At 66.0% G+C, this 15,828-nt stretch carries 11 protein-coding genes; 7 read left to right on the top strand and 4 right to left on the bottom strand.

Annotation, left to right across the window (positions count from 1 at the left end):
• Positions 1–70 precede the first annotated feature (70 nt).
• Positions 71–1,519 carry a cell wall hydrolase gene (locus EHH60_RS12590; protein WP_199751425.1) on the top strand — a complete coding sequence of 483 codons (1,449 nt, stop codon included), beginning with the start codon at positions 71–73 and terminating at the stop codon, positions 1,517–1,519.
• Positions 1,520–1,641: 122 nt separating this feature from the next.
• On the opposite strand, the gene nadC is transcribed toward EHH60_RS12590, so the two are convergent.
• The 3 genes from nadC to nadA all read right to left on the bottom strand — a co-directional run bounded on the left by nadC (position 1,642) and on the right by nadA (position 5,434).
• Positions 1,642–2,520 carry a carboxylating nicotinate-nucleotide diphosphorylase gene (gene nadC, locus EHH60_RS12585; protein ID WP_124159775.1) on the bottom strand — a complete coding sequence of 293 codons (879 nt, stop codon included), beginning with the start codon at positions 2,518–2,520 and terminating at the stop codon, positions 1,642–1,644.
• A gap of 10 nt (positions 2,521–2,530) precedes the next feature.
• Positions 2,531–4,135 carry an L-aspartate oxidase gene (locus tag EHH60_RS12580; RefSeq protein ID WP_124159774.1) on the bottom strand — a complete coding sequence of 535 codons (1,605 nt, stop codon included), beginning with the start codon at positions 4,133–4,135 and terminating at the stop codon, positions 2,531–2,533.
• Between the two features lie 192 nt (positions 4,136–4,327).
• Positions 4,328–5,434 (bottom strand): quinolinate synthase NadA, encoded by a 1,107-nt coding sequence (gene nadA / locus EHH60_RS12575; protein ID WP_124159773.1) that lies wholly within the window; start codon positions 5,432–5,434, stop codon positions 4,328–4,330.
• 356 nt (positions 5,435–5,790) lie between these two features.
• Here nadA and EHH60_RS12570 point away from each other — a divergent pair, with 356 nt between their 5' ends.
• From EHH60_RS12570 to EHH60_RS12545, 6 genes are all read left to right on the top strand, one after another.
• Positions 5,791–7,044, top strand: a complete 1,254-nt coding sequence (locus EHH60_RS12570) for an MFS transporter (RefSeq protein WP_124159772.1) — start codon at positions 5,791–5,793, stop codon at positions 7,042–7,044.
• 40 nt (positions 7,045–7,084) lie between these two features.
• Positions 7,085–8,071 carry an acrylyl-CoA reductase (NADPH) gene (gene acuI / locus EHH60_RS12565; protein ID WP_124159771.1) on the top strand — a complete coding sequence of 329 codons (987 nt, stop codon included), beginning with the start codon at positions 7,085–7,087 and terminating at the stop codon, positions 8,069–8,071.
• A gap of 113 nt (positions 8,072–8,184) precedes the next feature.
• On the top strand, positions 8,185–8,772 hold the full coding sequence (locus tag EHH60_RS12560; RefSeq protein ID WP_124159770.1) for a hypothetical protein: 588 nt from the start codon (positions 8,185–8,187) through the stop codon (positions 8,770–8,772).
• A gap of 159 nt (positions 8,773–8,931) precedes the next feature.
• Complete coding sequence (locus tag EHH60_RS12555) at positions 8,932–9,177, top strand: DUF6894 family protein (RefSeq protein ID WP_124159769.1); 246 nt, start codon at positions 8,932–8,934, stop codon at positions 9,175–9,177.
• 206 nt (positions 9,178–9,383) lie between these two features.
• Positions 9,384–11,120, top strand: a complete 1,737-nt coding sequence (locus EHH60_RS12550; protein WP_124159768.1) for a methyl-accepting chemotaxis protein — start codon at positions 9,384–9,386, stop codon at positions 11,118–11,120.
• Between the two features lie 291 nt (positions 11,121–11,411).
• A complete protein-coding gene (locus EHH60_RS12545) occupies positions 11,412–13,100 on the top strand; it encodes a methyl-accepting chemotaxis protein (RefSeq protein WP_199751424.1) in 1,689 nt (562 codons plus the stop codon).
• A gap of 3 nt (positions 13,101–13,103) precedes the next feature.
• On the opposite strand, the gene EHH60_RS12540 is transcribed toward EHH60_RS12545, so the two are convergent.
• Positions 13,104–15,812 (bottom strand): DUF2339 domain-containing protein, encoded by a 2,709-nt coding sequence (locus EHH60_RS12540; RefSeq protein WP_124159766.1) that lies wholly within the window; start codon positions 15,810–15,812, stop codon positions 13,104–13,106.
• Between the last annotated feature and the right edge of the window lie 16 nt (positions 15,813–15,828).

Below are 15,828 nucleotides of genomic sequence, written 5' to 3'. Positions count from 1 at the left end.
CGATAAAGATCGAATTGCACGGATGTACCGAGTTCGATCGGACGAGCGTAAGCGTAGCGTGAGCGTATCGATGTCAGTGTTGCGTAACCATCCGAAGGGCGCGCGGTTCGCGTCCTTCGGCATCGGTCTCTGCATCTTCGCATTGATGCCGAGAGAGACCGGCTATCAGGATATTGCCTCGCTGCTGGCGCGCCAACCCGGCGTCGCCGAGCGTTGGCAGAAGCAGGTGTTTTCCGCGGCGTCCTCGATCCAGCTCGCCACCTACAGCTTTTCACGGCCAATCGGCACCTCCGCTCCGCAGAGCGCGATGGTTCGGCTCGCGAGCCTCGACGGCCGCGACGTCATCGGCGCGATCAGCCGCAATCCTGCGCTTCAGGCGCCGCTGCGCTACCAGGCTTCCGACTTTCCCAAGGTCGATCGCTCGCTGAAGGGCGATCGCCTCGCAATCGTCGCGCCGCCACAGGCTCCCGAGACGGTCGCGCCGGCTGCAGAACCGGCACAGGAAGATCCCGCGACGTCGAACCGCTCGGTGTTCGGCTCCAAGACCGCCGCATTGCCGCCGGCGATGTCGCCGGAATCCGCAGCCGTGCTCGATCCCGAGCTCCAGGAAGCGCTGCGCGCGCCGCCGCTGCCGCAATATTCCAATCCGCCGCAGGCCAGCGATGCTGCGCGCGCGCTCGCAACCGCACCGCTGGAGGCCTTGAAGCGGGACCTTGCTGCGCCCGCACCGGTGCGCGATCCCTTCGCCGTCAAGACCTCAAGCCTGTTCTTCGGCAGCTCCTCGCTGGGCGGCAATCTCGAGACCATCGAGAGCTGGCAGCCGGGCGCCGAGCCGCTGATCGTGGTGCCCGATCCCGACATGAAGGTGACGGCTTCGCTGTCGCCTTCATCGGCGGAGGTTGACAAGGACGTCGAAGGCGGCGAGAGCGTTGCGCCGAAGGGCGAGGTCAACGCCGACAGCCAGCGTGCCAGATCGCCGGCGGAGCGGCTCGCGCTCGACGACAAGTCGCGCGCGAAATCGGAGAAGTGCCTCGCCGAAGCCGTCTATTTCGAATCCCGCGGCGAGGCCGTGCGCGGCCAGATCGCCGTGGCGCAGGTGGTGATGAACCGCGTGTTCTCCGGCAAATATCCCGAAACCGTGTGCGGCGTGGTCTACCAGAACAAGTACCGCCACTTCGCCTGCCAGTTCACCTTCGCCTGCGACAACAATCCGGACGTGATCCGCGAGCCCGAAATGTGGGAGCGGGCCAGGAAGATCTCCAGGGCGATGCTCGACGGCCAGATCTGGCTGCCCGAGGTCGGCAAGTCCACGCACTACCACGCCTATTGGGTCCGCCCGTCCTGGGTCGCCGAGATGAAGAAGCTGTACAAGACCGGCGTGCACACCTTCTATCGGCCGCGCAACTGGGGCGACGGCAGCGAGGAGCCGAGCTGGGGCACCCCGGCCCAGACCGCCGCGCTGTCCGCTGAACTCGCGCAGGAAGCCAAGAGCTCCGCCGAGATGGGCGAGCGGCGTTAGAATCTGGAGATGGTCGTCATGCCCGGGCTTGTTCCGGGCATCCACGTTCTTCGTTCCGCATGCCAGACGTGGATGGCCGGGACAAGCCCGGCCAAGTCGGTGTGGAAGTTCAGGTGCTTGAACTACGCCTCGATATCCAGTGCGCAGTCGAAGTTGGGCGCCGAATGCGTCAATGCGCCCGCCGACGCATAATCGACACCGGCCGCCGCGATCGCGGCGATCGAGTCCAGCGTGACGCCGCCGGACGCCTCCAGCTTGAGACGGCCCCCGTTGATCCTGACGGCCTCGCGCAGCATCGCGAGGTCCATATTATCGAGCAGCACCGCGTCGGCCATCCCGCTGTCGAGCACTTCGCGCAGTTGCGCCAGCGTGTCGACCTCGATCTCGATCTTGACGAGGTGGCCCGCGTGGGCTCGGGCGCGCTCCAGCACCGGACGGATGCCGCCGGCCACCGCGATGTGATTGTCCTTGATCAGGATGGCATCGTCGAGCCCGAAGCGATGATTGAAGCCGCCGCCGCAGCGCACCGCGTATTTCTCCAGTGCGCGTAGTCCGGGCGTGGTTTTTCGCGTGCAGCAGATGCGCATCTTCGTGCCTTCGGTGCGCGCGACATACTCCGCCGTGAGCGTGGCGACGCCCGACAGGCGGCCGACGAAGTTGAGCGCGGTTCGCTCGGCCGTGAGAATGACGCGCGCGGGGCCCGAGATCGTCAGCACATGCTGCCCGCGCGCAACCCGCGCGGCGTCGCGGACATGTGCACGCAGCTCGATGTCGGGCGACAGTTTCTGCAAGGTCGCGAGCGCCAGCGGCAATCCGGCGATCACGCCGGACTGACGCGCGACGAGGACCGCTTGCGCCGTCGTCGCTTCCGGAATCGTCGCAAGCGAGGTGATGTCGCCGGCGCGGCCGAGGTCCTCGTCGAGCGCGCGCTGCACGGCCGCGTCGATCGCGAGCGGAGAGAGAAAGGCGTCGGGATAGAGCAGTGAAGTCGGGGTGATCATGGGGCCTCCTTCAGCCGATCATGGATTGCGCAATGCGTGGCAGCGCACGCTCGTCGAGACTCTCCGCGACCTCGCGCATCGCGACGAGCGTCGTCATCGTTCTCCGGGCCCGCCCGGGATCGTCAGCCGGATGATCGGAACGGAAATGCGCACCGCGGCTCTCGCGCCGCGTCCAGGCCGCAACGGCGATGAGCAGGGCCGAAACCGCCATGTTGCGGAGGACGATGTCTGCGGCCTCGCGTTCGAGCATGGCGAAGTAGCGCACGGCTTGCGCAAGCCCGTCACCGTCGCGGATCACGCCGGCATGCGCGCTCATCATCGCGCGCAGCCGCTTCACGGCTGTGCTATCCGCCGTACCGCCTCGCGCTGTCACAGCATCGGGCAGACGGGCGGGCGCGGGGATCGCATGGCCGGCGATGTCGTCAGCGATGCGCGCGGCATAGACCACGGCTTCGAGCAGCGAATTGGAGGCGAGGCGGTTGGCGCCGTGCGCGCCGGTCGAGGACACTTCGCCGCAGGCCCAGAGCCCGTCGATCGAGCTGCGGCCGCGCATGTCCACCGCGATGCCGCCCATGTGATAGTGTGCGGCCGGCGCAATCGGAATCGGCTGCGCCGCGGGATCGATGCCGGCGGCGATGCAGCTCGCATGCACGGTCGGAAACTTCTCGGCAAAGCGCGCGCCCAGTGCCTGCCGCGCATCGAGGAAGGCGCCGCGTCCGGCCGCGATCTCGGCGAACACGCCGCGGGCCACGATATCGCGGGGCGCGAGCTCCGCGAGCGGGTGGCGGGCGCTCATGAAGCGCTCGCCGTTGCCATTGATCAGCGTTGCCCCTTCGCCGCGCAGCGCTTCGGTGGCGAGCGGTGCCGGGTCGCGGCCGACCATGATGGCGGTCGGGTGGAACTGCACGAATTCAGGATCGGCAATCACGGCGCCGGCGCGGGCGGCGATCGCAAGGCCCGAGCCGCTCGCTTCACACGGGTTGGTGGTGACGCCATAGAGATGTCCGATTCCGCCGGTCGCAAGCACGATCGCGCGTGAAGCGAGCACGACCGCCCGTGCAGAGGGATGGCCGGTTTCGCGCAATTGAAGGCCGGTCACGGCGCCGTCCTCGGTCAGCAGGGCTTCGGCGACAAAGCCTTCCATCAGACGGATCGCGGGCGTGCGCCGCACGGCTTCGCTCAGCGCTGCGATGATCGCGGCGCCAGCACCATCGCCGCGCACATGCACGATGCGACGTGCGGAATGCGCAGCTTCCCGTCCGACGGCAAGCCTGCCGTCGAGATCGCGATCGAACGGCACCCCGTAAGCGAGAAGATCATGGATGCGCGGGGCCGCCTCGCGCGCGATCCCGAGTGCGACTGCTTCATCGACAAGGCCGCCGCCGACCGCGACGGTATCGGCGGCGTGTGCCTCCGGCGTGTCGCCTTCGGCCACCGCCGCGGCGATGCCGCCTTGCGCCCACGCGGACGACGCGCCCTGTCCGAGCGGTGCCGCCGAGACCAACGTCACCGGCCGCGGCGCGAGTTTCAGCGCGCAGAACAGTCCGGCGAGGCCGCCCCCGACGATGACGACGTCGTCGGTGCTGCGGGTGAGGTTGTGGATGGCGTTGGTCATTGTCCTCTCCATTCACTCCGCCGTCGTCGCTGCGAAAGCAGGGACCGCATACGCTCGGCGGGAGCTTGTTGCGCGAAGCTGCGCAACGCCGTTCTTCGCCAAATATCTGCCTGTGATTATGGGTCCCGGATCTGCGCGCGCTCGAGGCGCGCTTGTCCGGGACGACAGACGTGTGTGTTGCTGCGTCCCGTCCTAGTTCTTCAGGTTGATCATTCGCTCGACCGAACGCCGCGCGCGTTCGGCAAGCGCGGGATCGATCGTCACCTCCTCGCGAAGCGTCAGCAGGCTCTCCAGGATCTTGGCGAGCGTGATGCGCTTCATGTGCGGGCAGAGATTGCAGGGCCGCAGCATCTCCACATCGGGAAGCTCGGCCCGCACATTGTCGGCCATCGAGCATTCGGTGATCATGACGAGGCGCCGCGGCCGCTTCGCGCGCACCCAGTTGATCATGTGTGCGGTCGAACCGGTGAAGTCGGCTTCCGCCAGGACGTCCGGCGGGCACTCCGGATGCGCGATGATCTGGACGGACTGATCGGCTTGCCGAAAAGTCCGCAGCTCCTCGCCCGTGAAGCGCTCATGCACCTCGCAGGCGCCTTTCCAGGCGATGATCTTCACGTCGGTCTTCGAAGCCACGTAAGTGGCGAGGTATCGGTCGGGCAGGAAGATCACGCTCGGCGCGTTTAGGCTCTCGACCACCTGCACCGCGTTCGAAGACGTGCAGCAGATATCGACTTCCGCCTTCACCTCTGCCGAGGTGTTGACATAGGCAACGATGGGCACGCCAGGGAATCTTTCGCGGAGCAGCCGCACGTCGGCGCCGGTGATGCTGGCGGCGAGCGAGCAGCCCGCGCGCGAATCCGGAATCAAAACGGTCTTGTCCGGATTGAGCAGCTTGGAGGTCTCCGCCATGAAGTGCACGCCGCACTGGACGATGATGTCTGCCTTCACCTTGGTGGCTTCGACGGCGAGTTGGAGCGAGTCGCCGCCGATGTCGGCCACACAGTGGAAGATCTCCGGGGCCTGGTAGTTGTGGGCGAGGATCACCGCACCCCGCGCGCGCTTCAACTCGTTGATCGCGTTGATGGTCGGCGCCATCAGCGGCCATTCGATCGGCGGGATCACGTGTTTCACGCGCTCATAGAGCGGCGCGGTGGCGCGCTCGACCCCCGCCGTCCATTCCAGGGAGGGCATTGGCCACGTCGGTCCCGCGGGCGCCGACGCGGCGCGAGGGGAGGTGATGAGTTGGCCCTGCGGCCGATTGGCAAAATCGTCGGGGCCGTAAATTCCAGCGATCGGCATTGAAGCCTCCCATGCATGGTTATTATGCTCAATATGAGAATATATAGGGCCTGATAAATCCGGCCGAGAAGGCCGGTCAGATCAGGTTGTACCCAAATATGCTCAATCTGAGTAAATCGAAGATAGCACGCTCCGGTTCGGGCCGCTAGATCCTGCCGCACACATTCCCGTCAGTTCGCGGGTGAAGCGCCGCGCGAGGCCGCATTGAAACGCAATGCTCCCGCGGCAGCCCCTCATGGAATGCAATCGTCCTCGACTGGCGATCTTTTTTGACTTGGGATTTGCATGCAGATGCATTAAACGGGCTCTCCCGCGGCTGCTGATCGCGCATCCGTCAACGACAGACGAGGAAGACCATGTCGACACAGATCGGCGAGCTCGCTCCGGCCTCACGTTCCTCCAACTGGCGTACCCCGGCCGTCATCATTCTCTGCGGTTGTGCGATCGGCATGCTCGGCTTCGGTCCGCGCTCGGCGCTCGGCTTCTTCGTGCAGCCGATGAGTCACGAATTCAGCTGGGGCCGCGACGTGTTTGGCCTCGCGATTGCCGTACAGAATCTGTTGTGGGGGCTGGGCCAGCCCTTCGCCGGCGCAGTTGCCGATCGCTTCGGCCTGTTCCGGGTGATGTGTGTCGGCGCTCTGCTCTATGCCGGCGGCCTGCTCCTGATGCGCTACTCCTCGACGCCGCTGTCGCTGGACATCGGCGCTGGCGTGATGGTCGGCTTTGGTCTTGCCGGCTGCTCGTTCAACCTGGTGCTGTCGGCGTTCAGCAAGCTCTTGCCGGCGGAGAAGCGCGGCCTCGCGCTCGGTGCCGGCACGGCGGCGGGCTCGTTCGGGCAGTTCCTGTTCGCACCGATCGGCGTCGCATTGATCGATAATTTCGGCTGGCAGCAGGCGCTCTCCGTGTTCGGTTTCCTGATGCTGCTGATCATCCCGCTGTCACTGGCGCTCTCGACGCCGCCGGTCGCAAGCACGGCCAACACGGCGCCTGTAGATGAGCAGACCTTCACCAGGGCGCTGGCCGAAGCCTTCGGCCACCGCTCATACGTGCTGCTGGTGCTCGGCTTCTTCACCTGCGGCTTCCAGCTGGCCTTCATCACCGTGCATCTGCCGGCCTTCCTGGTCGATCGCGGCATCTCCGCGCAAACCGGAGGCTGGGTGATCGCGGCAATCGGCCTGTTCAACATCATTGGCTCGCTCAGCGTCGGCTATCTCCAGAACTCCCTGCCCAAGCGCTACATCCTCTCGACCATCTACTTCACGCGTGCGCTGGCAACGCTCGCCTTCATCTCGTTCCCGATCACGCCGTTCTCGGCGATCGCATTCGGCGCGATTTCCGGCCTGACCTGGCTGTCGACGGTGCCGCCGACCTCGGCGCTGGTGGCGCTGATGTTCGGCACGCGCTGGCTCGCGACGCTGTACGGCTTCGCTTTCGTCAGCCATCAGGTCGGCGGTTTCCTCGGCGTCTGGTTAGGGGGCATCGTGTTCGAGCGGTTCGGTTCCTACACGCCGATCTGGTGGCTCTCGATCCTGTTCGGCGTGCTTTCCGCGCTGATCAATCTTCCCATTGTGGAGAAACCTGTCGAGCGAGCGGTTGCACAGCCTGCCTGATCGGCTAAACAATCCCTGAAACAAGTCAGGGAGTTCAGTCGTGGCCACATTCAAGGCGATCCGGATCGACAAGGCGGACAAGGGCACCACCGCGCAGCTCACGCAGTTCGACGAAGCCGAGCTGATGGACGGTGACGTCACCGTCCGTGTGGAATGGTCGACGCTGAACTACAAGGACGGCCTTGCGCTCACAGGCAAGGCCCCGGTGGTGCGCCGCTTCCCGATGATTGCCGGCATCGACTTCGCCGGCACCGTCGAAGCCTCATCGCATTCACAGTGGAAGGCGGGCGACAAGGTGGTCTGCACCGGTTGGGGCATGGGCGAGACCCATCTCGGCGCCTACGCGGAGAAGGCGCGGGTGAAGGGCGACTGGCTGGTCGCCTTGCCGCAGGGCCTGTCGGCGCGCGATGCCATGGCGATCGGCACCGCCGGCTTCACTGCGATGCTCGCGGTGCTGGCGCTCGAGAAGCACGGTCTCTCGCCGAAGAGCGGCCCGGTCGTGGTGACCGGCGCTGCCGGCGGCGTCGGCTCGGTCGCGATCGCCGTGCTCTCCAAGCTCGGCTACCACGTCATCGCGTCGACCGGCCGGGCCTCCGAGGCCGACTACCTGAAGCACCTGGGAGCAGCCGAAGTCATCGACCGCAATGAACTCTCGGCATCGGCAAAGCCCCTCGCCAAGGAGCGTTGGGCAGGCGGCGTCGACAGCGTCGGCTCGGCGACCCTCGCGAATCTGCTCTCGATGACGAAATATGGTGGAGCGATCGCGGCTTGCGGTCTGGCCGCCGGTATGGACCTGCCGTCCTCGGTCGCGCCGTTTATTTTGCGCGGAGTGTGCCTTCTCGGCATCGATTCCGTGATGTGCCCGATCGAGCCGAGGAAGGCAGCCTGGCAACGCCTCGCGTCCGATCTGGATCGGACAAAGCTATCTGAAATCACTAAGGAAATTTCGCTCGACGAAGTTTCGGAGTGGGGCGCGAAGATCCTTGCCGGCCAAGTCCGGGGCCGCATCGTGGTTAAAATTGACTAACGGCGTTTAGACTTTACCAACCAAGCTGCTCCAATGTTGCCTTGGTTGGTATGGTAAGCAGTGGGTAAAGAGATAGGCATCGCCCGCTGCGGGGGTTGAGTTCGGAGTTGAGCATGCTTGCGCGTATTGTGTTGGGGGCTGTTACGGCGGCAGCAACGTTTGCGCCAGCCATTGCTGGGAGCATGAACGCCGACGAGGCGCGTCGCTTCGTGGCGGGCAAAGTGTTCGCCTTCACCTGCTTCGACGGCACCCGCGGTGCAGGCCGCATCCTCGACGACCTCGGCGCCGCCGGTGCGGTGCAGTTCTCGGGCGCTGGCCCGGTCCGTCACCTCCGCCTGCCCGGCAATACGCTCCAGATCCGCGGCCAGAACGTTTGCGCCTCGATCAAGGGCATCCCGTTCGAGCCCTGTTTCAACCTGGAAAAGACCGACGATCGCAGCTTCCGCGGCTCGGTGTCGGGCATGGGCTTCGCCTATTGCGACTTCCATCACCAGGGCGGCAACCAGATGCTGATGGCGCGCGCTGCGGCGCGGCCGCGCTCGCTGCGGACCTCGGAGCGTACCGGTTCGATCGGCGCATCGAACACCGAAGTCGCCGCGCGCGTCGAGACGCCGCGTGTCGAGAGCAGCCGGCTCGAGCCGGTGAAGTCCGAGCCGGCGAAGAATGAGGGCCCGCTGGAGTTGCGCCAGTCGACCCAGTGAGCTGGCCGCGCGGGACCATCCGCGCAACTTGTCGCCGAAGACGTCCGTCGAACACGAAGCCGCTGCGCCGTATTGATACGGACTGCGGCCTTCATGCGTTGGTAGCTGTTCGCCTTCAATTTGCGTGCGGCCGGGGCGGTTCTACGCGAGGGGTCAACGATGTCGCTCTATTTCTTTCGCATCAGTACCGGCCGCTATTCCGGCGCCGCCGACCAGCCGTACGAGTTCGAGGATCGCGTGGCGGCCTGGACCGAGATGACCGAGGTGTGCGCCAATCTGCTCGGCGGCATAGCGCGTAGCCTGAAGCCAAACGCCGAGTGGTGCATGGAGCTGCTCGACGAGAACAAGAAGCCGGTCTTTCGAATCAGCGTCGTCGGCGAGACGGTCGGGTGCAGAGCCCCCTAGATCCGACCTCCAGCTGCAATTTACAACTATGGCGAGATCAATTCCCTTCGCTTTCAATCATTTAGCGTAACAAATCCGTATTTCTGCGAGTGATGTCCTTAACCAAATCGGAAGGTGCCGCGCTCAATTTTTAGGCAAGGGCGCAGTCAAGGCCTAGGGACAGTCGACAATGACTCGGCTGCGCATTCCTTCGGGGGAAACTGCCCATGTTGAGCCTTGTTCAGAATTTGAGAATCGGCACCAAGCTGGCGATTGCTTCGGCACTCGGGGTGCTCCTGGTCGGAGCCATGATCGCGAGCCAGATGCTCGGCAATGTCAGTGTCCGCGAGATCACAGAGAGTGCAGTTGCGCAGCAGCAGATCGCGCGCGACGCCGTGAAGGCGGAGGCAGCTGTTCGCGGCATGCAACTCGCTGTACGAGACCTTCGTCTAGCCAATAGCCAGGCCGATATCCAAAAGGCGAATCAGAGTTTGGAGGATCAGCAGAAATCGACCGGCTTATTGGTCGACCGGATGCTGCGCCTGTCGCACGAGGCTGAGAACCGCGCCCGCATGGAGAAGTTGAGGTCGATGGCGGCGGATTATGGAAAGGCCGCGCAGCAGATTTCTGGCGTCCGCAGCGAGATATTGGCTGCGAGCGGCGCAGATAGCGCGTCGCGTGCCGCCAAGCTCAATGAAGACGCTGTACGCATCGCTCGCGAGGTGACCCTGCCGATTGCCGCCGAACTCGATGTCCTGATCGGTCAGATCGCCGACTACGCGGGGCGCAAGTCCGAGGAGAAAAATGCAGCGGCCGCTACACGAATGAAATCGAGCGAGCAGCTCGCGATGCTGGTCGGTGCACTTGCCATGCTCGTCCTCGTCGGCTCCTGGCTGATGTCGTTTCTCACCATCGCGCGGCCGATCCGCGCGCTTACGGTCGCCATGGACAAGCTCGCCGGCGGCGATTTCTCCGTGGTGCTGCCCGGTCTCGGGCGCAAGGACGAGGTCGGCGGCGTCGCTGCGGCGGTCGAAAAGTTCAAGGTCGTGTCAGAACAGAAGGCGCGCGAGGAAGCTGAAGCCAAGATCAGGCAGGACCAGATTGCGGCCGCGCAGCGCAAGACGGAGATGCACAAGCTCGCGGACAGCTTCGAGGCTGCGATCGGCGAAATCGTCGATACCGTCTCCTCGGCATCGACCGAACTGGAAGCTTCTGCCTCGACGCTGACGTCGACTGCGGCGCGTGGACAGGAGCTCACCACCATGGTTGCTGCTGCATCCGAGGAAGCGTCCACCAATGTGCAGTCGGTGGCGTCGGCGACCGAAGAGCTGTCGTCGTCGATCACCGAGATCAGCCGGCAGGTGCAGGAATCGGCCCGCGTCGCGAGCAATGCGGTGAGCCAGGCCCGGACCACGACCGACCGCGTCGGCGAGCTTTCCGCTGCGGCGGCGCGGATCGGCGACGTGGTGGAACTGATCAACACCATCGCGGGCCAGACCAATCTCCTGGCGCTCAACGCAACCATCGAGGCCGCGCGCGCCGGCGAGGCGGGCCGCGGCTTTGCCGTCGTCGCCTCCGAGGTCAAGGCGCTCGCCGAGCAGACCGCGAAGGCGACCGGCGAGATCGGCCAGCAGATCGCCAGCATCCAGACCGCCACCGAGCATTCGGTCGGCGCGATCAAGGACATCAGCCACACCATCGAGAAGCTCTCGGAGATCTCCTCGACCATCGCAGCCGCGGTCGAAGAGCAGGGCGCCGCAACGCAGGAGATTTCCCGCAACGTGCAGCAGGCCGCGGCAGGCACCCATCAGGTGTCGTCCAACATCATCGATGTGCAGCAAGGCGCGAGCGAGACCGGATCGGCGTCCTCGCAGGTGTTGGCGGCGGCGCAATCGCTGTCCGGCGACAGCAACCGGCTGAAGCTGGAGGTCGGAAAATTCCTCGGTACCGTGCGCGCGGCGTGACGCTCGCCGTCACCGTGAGGGAAGCCGTCATCCCCTCCGTGATGCGGTGCATCAAGCTGCGTCCGCATCGCGGCAGGAGACGTCCATGCGCGCCGCAACAGATGGTTGGCGATCACGGGCGCGAGCCGTAGTTTTACGTAGGTTCCTGTTAACGCCTGTTTGCGATTATGGGCGCAATCTCTCGGGACAAGAACCAGCCAGCATTGTTGAACTGACTTCCGCCCTGTCGTCCGTCGCGACGATTGCGGCGCAGGTCATTCGCGCGTTGTTGGCTACATCGGGATTGTCATGATGTCGAAATTGTCGATCGTATTCAAGCTGCTGACCGTGCTGTCGGTCCTCGTGCTCTCGCTCGCCGGCGTCGGCGTGATGGCGATCGGCACGATGCAGAACATCAACGCCCATACGGTCGAGATCGCGGAGAGCTGGCTGCCGAGCGTGCGTGCACTCGGCTCGATGCGCGCCGACATCAACGAGCTGCGCGTCGTCCTGCGACTCCACCTGATGCAGGAGAGCATTGAAGGCAAGGACGCCGCTGAGAAGCGCATGGCTCCGCTACGCGAGCGCATCGAGAAGACGCGCAAGGTCTATGAAGGCCTGATCACCTTGCCAGAGGAACGCTCGATCTATCAGCAGTGGACCAAGGCCTGGGCCGAATACCTCAATGGCGTTCAGGAGACGATGGCGCTGTCGCGCAAGAGCACCGGCCGCTTCCCGACCGATGCCAACGAGCTGCTGCAGACCAAGGTCGCGAAGATGGCTCAGGCGGCGGATCCCCTGCTCCTGAAGAGCATCGAGCTCAACAACAGCGGCGCCGAAGCGGAAACGAAGCAGGCGGCCGACAGCTACGCCACCATCTTCCGCGCACTCGTCGGCATCATCGTTGCAGCGGTCGCGATCGCGATCGCTGCCGCCTATTACCTCGTGCGCGACGTCTCGCGCGGAATCGCCTCGATCATCCGTCCGATGCAGTCGCTCGGCGAGGGCGACCTCTCGGCCGACGTGCCGCACCGCGGCGAGAAGACGGAGATCGGCTCGATGGCGGATGCGCTCCAGATCTTCAAGGAGGCGTTGATCGCCAAGAAGGCGGCCGACGAGGCGGCGGCGCGCGACGCCGAGGCCAAGATCGAGCGTGGCCGCCGCGTCGATGCCATCACCCGCAATTTCGAGGTCATGATCGGCGAAGTCGTCGAGACCGTGTCATCGGCCTCGACCGAACTCGAGGCCTCCGCGGCCACGCTGAGCGGCACGGCCCAGCGCGGCCAGGAGCTCGCAACCGTTGTTGCGGCGGCCTCGGAGGAGGCTTCCACCAACGTCCAGGCGGTGGCGTCCGCCTCCGAGGAGCTGTCGTCCTCCATCACCGAGATCAGCCGCCGCGTGCAGGATTCGGCGCGGATGGCTGCCGAAGCCGTCGAGCAGGCGGCGCGGACCAACGAGCGCGTCAACGCGCTGTCGCAGGCGGCCTCCCGCATCGGCGACGTGGTCGAGCTCATCAACACCATCGCGGGCCAGACCAACCTCCTCGCGCTGAACGCGACCATCGAAGCAGCGCGCGCCGGCGAGGCCGGCCGCGGCTTTGCCGTCGTCGCCTCCGAAGTCAAGGCGCTGGCCGAGCAGACCGCGAAGGCGACCGGCGAGATCGGCGCGCAGGTGTCCGGCATCCAGGCCGCAACGCAGGAATCCGTCAGCGCGATTCAGGAGATCGGCGGCACCATCGAGCGCCTCTCCGAAGTATCCTCGGCCATCGCTGCCGCCGTCGAAGAGCAGGGCGCGGCCACGCAGGAGATTTCGCGCAACGTTCAGCAGGCCGCGCTCGGCACGCAGCAAGTATCATCCAACGTCACCGACGTGCAGCGCGGCGCGATCGAGACCGGCTCGGCCTCGGGCGAAGTGTTGTCGGCGGCGAAGTCGCTGGCGACCGACAGCACCCGCCTGAAGGTCGAAGTCGCGCAGTTCCTGGAATCGGTCCGCGCGGCCTGACCTTCACGTGCCCGTTTGCGGCGCGGCCGGCGGCAGTGTGACCTGCCGCCGGAACAGGATGCGTTGGTACAGCCAGCCGATCGCGACCAGCACGACGCCGAGGCACATGAACGAGAGCGCGCGATAGACGCCTGTCAGCGTCCAGACGTCGACGGCGAAGGCCTTCAGGATCGTCAGCGCGATGACGGCGGCCGAGGCCAGGCGTGCACGCTCCGAATTGACCAGGATGCCCACGCCAAGCAGCATCACCCCGAATGCGAGCCAGCCGATCGAATAGGTATATTGCTCCGCGCTCGTTGTGCCGCCGTAGAGCAGGACCGGGCCGTGGTAGAACCGCCGGATCTCCAGCGTCACATAGGTGAGGGCGAACACCAGCGCGCCGCCGGCGATCGTGTTGGCGTATGCGACAGGGCGATGGACCGCCACGGCGTAAGAGAGCAGCAGCATCAGCACGGCCGGCAGCGCATAGGCGAGGAGCAGCAGGTTGAATACGAGGCCGCCGACATTGACGCCGGAGAGCAGCAGCGGGTTCTCCAGGAGCAGGAGCCCCAGCACGCTGATGAGCCCGGCGATTGCGGTCAGCACCACCGCGCCGACATTGTGCACGATGCTGTGGCTGCGCAGCCGCAAGCGCTCCAGCCCGATCGCCATTGCCAGCGTGATGCAGACCTGCAGCGCGAATTCGAGCAGCGAGGGAGCGGCGGTCATGCGGCCGCCGGTCGCGAAGTGCCGGATCTCCATGAAGGCGAGCAGCGCGGTGAACAGGATGGCGGCGGTCTCGACCATGCGCAGCGGCACATCATCGGCGCGGCGGCGCAGGAAGATGCTCGCGCCCCAGAAGGAAAGCGCCGGCAGGCCGTAGCCCCACAAGAGCCAGTTGAAAATCGGCGTGGTGCCGACGGCGTCGCCGACGATGCGCGGATCGTAGGCGATGCGCGCGGTGACGAGCGCGGCGAAGATCGCGACGAGCCAGCGCAGGAACGGAATCGGCCGCTGCATCGAGATCCAGGCCGTGCCGAGCGACATCAGCGCAAGCGCGATCGTCAGCCAGCCTTTCTCCAGCGCGAAGGTCAGCGCCAGTGCCAGTGCGCCGAGCGTGCCGGTCGCGAACAGGGCAGTGGAGATCGCAACGCCAGGCCGGGTCTCGCGGCGCGTGAGCGCCTCGGTCGCAGCGCCGAAGGCGGCGGCGAGCAGCACGGCGAGCATCGCGAACGGGATCGAGCGGTCGAGATGGGCGATGCGCGCATAGAGCGCGACCAGGATCGCGATCGGCGTCGCGACGCCGGCCGCCGACCACACCACCGGAATGATCGCCGAGTTCGAGCGGCCTTGTGCCAGGAAGCCGGCGACGCCAAAGCCGGCGGCGAAGATCGCGGCCGTCACCAGGTGCAGCGTCACCGCGCTGTCGGTTGCTGTCGGTCCAATGCCGGGCATGGGGCCGCCCGGCAGCACCAGCATGTCAGGATTGGCGCGCACCGCCCATTCGGCGAACACGATGAAGACGGTGGCGGCAGCCGCGCCGATCGCGCCGGTGGCCGCCGGCGCGCGCCAGGCGACGAACAGGGTTGCGCCGACGAGCAGCGCAAACGCGATCAGCGCCAGATCGGCATGCGCACTCGACAGCACGATCAGCATCGCGCTGAACAGATAGGCACCGAGCGAGCTCGACGAGACCGGCTCGATCTCGCCGTCCTCGATGCCGGGCCCGAGCATGAAGCCGCAGACGACGAGCAGCGCGGCCAGCACGAAGCCCGCGATGACATGGAAGGCGTGCGGTGCGACCTGCAGTTCGGCGGCGTCGAGACCCGGCAGGATCCAGAGCACGGCGAAAACGATTGTCGTGACTGCAAGCCAGCGCCACAGGCGGATACGGGCGAGGCCGAAGCTCGCGGCGGTGACGATCGCAAGATAGATGTAAAGCGCCCAATAGTCCGGCTTGCCGCTGGAGACGAGGATCGGCGTCACGAAGGCGCCGACCACGCCGAGGCCGGCGAGCGCGGGCCCGTGCAGCAGCGCGGCGGCGAGCGTGCCGAGTGCGACCAGGCCGAGCAGCACGAAGGCGGTTGCGGGCACGAGGAAGCCGTAAAGCGCATAGGCCGCGTAGATGGTTGCGAACGCTACCGCCGTGCCGGCCGCGGTGAGGATCGCGGGGATGTTGGCGATTGGCAGCGCCTGGATGCTGGAGATGGCCTCCTTGCGCCGCGTCCATTCGCCGGCTCCTAACAGCGCCAGCGCGAACAATCCGCCGAGGAACACGCGCACGCCGGGGCCGAGGAGGCCGGCCTCGATCGAATAGCGCACCATGAAGAAGCCGCCGAGCGCGAGCGCGAGCCCGCCGATCCACACCACCCAGCGGGTGCCGAGCCGCTCCTCTAACCCGGGCGCCGGTGCGGGCAGCGGCGGCGGTGCGCCGACCTCGCTCCCGGCCTCGAATGGGGGCGGCGAAGCATCTGCGGTGACCGGCGGAGGCGACGCAAGCTCGGTTTCGGGCGCAAGCGGCGGCGGCTCCGCTGGAGCCGTTGCTGGCGCCTCGGTCTGCACCGCCGCGGGTATCAACGGCGGCGGCTGCACCTGCCGCTGCGCGTAAAACATCTCTTCGAGCGAGCTCAGCCGGCGGCGCAGCTCGGTCGCCTGGTTGGTCGCCTTGATCGCGATCAGGAAGGCGACGATCGCAATGATCAGCGCAAAGACGTCAAACGGGCCGTCGAACATGGAGCCTCCAGGCAAC

It is taken from the genome of Bradyrhizobium sp. RP6 (assembly GCF_003837805.1).
GTDB lineage: Bacteria > Pseudomonadota > Alphaproteobacteria > Rhizobiales > Xanthobacteraceae > Bradyrhizobium.
Note: the sequence above shows the minus strand (reverse complement) of the source record. Positions and strands in the feature narration are given on the sequence as shown.

Coding starts and splice junctions, on each gene's coding strand:
- EHH60_RS12540 (WP_124159766.1), bottom strand. CDS start 15,812: ATGTTCGACGGCCCGTTTGACGTCTTTGCGCTGATCATTGCGATCGTC.
- EHH60_RS12555 (WP_124159769.1), top strand. CDS start 8,932: ATGTCGCTCTATTTCTTTCGCATCAGTACCGGCCGCTATTCCGGCGCC.
- EHH60_RS12550 (WP_124159768.1), top strand. CDS start 9,384: ATGTTGAGCCTTGTTCAGAATTTGAGAATCGGCACCAAGCTGGCGATT.
- EHH60_RS12545 (WP_199751424.1), top strand. CDS start 11,412: ATGTCGAAATTGTCGATCGTATTCAAGCTGCTGACCGTGCTGTCGGTC.
- EHH60_RS12570 (WP_124159772.1), top strand. CDS start 5,791: ATGTCGACACAGATCGGCGAGCTCGCTCCGGCCTCACGTTCCTCCAAC.
- nadC (WP_124159775.1), bottom strand. CDS start 2,520: ATGATCACCCCGACTTCACTGCTCTATCCCGACGCCTTTCTCTCTCCG.
- EHH60_RS12590 (WP_199751425.1), top strand. CDS start 71: ATGTCAGTGTTGCGTAACCATCCGAAGGGCGCGCGGTTCGCGTCCTTC.
- nadA (WP_124159773.1), bottom strand. CDS start 5,434: ATGCCGATCGCTGGAATTTACGGCCCCGACGATTTTGCCAATCGGCCG.
- EHH60_RS12580 (WP_124159774.1), bottom strand. CDS start 4,135: ATGACCAACGCCATCCACAACCTCACCCGCAGCACCGACGACGTCGTC.
- EHH60_RS12560 (WP_124159770.1), top strand. CDS start 8,185: ATGCTTGCGCGTATTGTGTTGGGGGCTGTTACGGCGGCAGCAACGTTT.